Raw genomic sequence first — 1703 nt, 5'->3', positions numbered from 1 at the left:
ATGCCCATTAGAAACTGGGGCATGATCCTAAATCAGTTTTTAACTATTTTTGATAAAAGAGTGAGAATCTAACTTTTAATTTGATCCCCCGATTTTTAAGTTTACACACTTAGTGAAATAGTCCCTAAAAAAGGTTGTAGATCAGATGTCTACAACCTTTTATCGTGCCCAGAACTGGAACCGTATATTATTGATTATCAGTTCCTTTCTACGGCTGTGCGCCGCCTGTGAGCCAATATTTTTAAATCGCGTTGATATTTTCTAGAATGCCGCTTCCTTTTGGGAATCACGATGACACAATGCGAAAGTACGATGTTTTCTTAATTATATCGCCTAGCTAATGATTGCGATTACCAAAATTCCTATTATTCAAGTACCCGCCTATGTGTCTCGATGTAGTAACTTCTTTTAGCAATCCCAATTTCTTCATTTTAATTTTTATCATTTCTTTGGATACACCAAACCTCAATTTCATTTCATCCAGTAGATTATGAACTAATTGCTGGTTACAAGGCTGGTTGTCCATATATAAAAGGCCCTTATGAATATTCTCTTTTTGAAAATATTCATTGGCATAAAAAGTTACAAGACCATCAGGAAGTAATAAAGCAGCAGCAAATTTATTTGCCTGGACCTCTATATTATTGTCAATGGTTATCACATCATTATTAAAAGACTTAATTTCCAGCTTAGGATCAGCTATTTTTTGTAGTATTCCTGCATGCAATACAACATGCCCAATTTCATGAGCTAAAGTAAAACGACTTCTGACATCCGAATCCGATAGATTAAAAACGGAAACCACTAAAGGATCAAAGGCAACTTTACCTAGTATTTGAAGTTCAGCATCATGACCTTCCAAATACGGACCAAAGTAAAAATCAGCATCATATAGTTGAGATATACGCTCACACAGCATTTCAGTGTTAATTTTACCATAACTCACAGCAGTGTTGAGCGAAAGCTGTTTTATTCTATTCTCAATTTCCTCATCCGAAATATATGGCACTTTAATACTGGACAATTCGTAATAGAAAGTATCAATAACCCCTAGTTTCAATAGAATATCTGGAAAATGTTTATAGAACCTGTCGTCATACAAACCGATAAAGTCTGAATCATATATTTTCCTCGGAAATTGATCTTCCAAAAATAATTGTTCAGTAGGTTGGATGTTGGACGCCCTGTATACAATGTGTTCGATAACCCCGTCTGCATTTAAACGGATTAAGCTAATTTTATTTATCCTGGCATAATTTATTGTTCCCGATTGAAATCCATTGGTTGAAACCATTATTCCTCGAGTATTGTGGTCACCAATACCTCTTAATTTGGAGGAAAACTCTTCAATGTCATCAACAGTTACTTTCTTCTGGGTATTTTTACACTCAATAACAGTTAACAAAGAATAGGTATCCGCACCTGGCAACGTTGTTTCAATTGTAACATCAAGAATGACATTTCCRCCCCGATCTTTGGAAAAATACGGTTTCTTCTGAAAAACTTCACTTAGTTTTCCATTCACAAAAAAACCATTGTGGAACTGCTACCTTTGATTGGACATATAGTTAAGCTCTTTCCTTAACTTTGATTACAATGAGTAAAAAAGTAAGAAGGGGTTATGATAAATCCTTCAAATTAATGGCAGTAGAATTGCACCGGAGTGGCAAGCCAGCCGTAACTATTAGCCAGCCGTAACTATT

Annotated in this window: 1 protein-coding gene; it reads right to left on the bottom strand. The window is 35.3% G+C overall.

From position 1 onward, the window contains the following. Positions 1 to 337: 337 nt before the first annotated feature. Positions 338 to 1525 (bottom strand): ImmA/IrrE family metallo-endopeptidase, encoded by a 1188-nt coding sequence (locus tag AC1DFM_RS34565; RefSeq protein WP_477081346.1) that lies wholly within the window; start codon positions 1523 to 1525, stop codon positions 338 to 340. Positions 1526 to 1703 lie beyond the last annotated feature (178 nt).

Source organism: Chitinophaga sp. 05T412, assembly GCF_056396465.1.
The sequence above is the reverse complement of the archived record's forward strand: the minus strand, read 5'-3'. Positions and strand labels throughout refer to the sequence as shown.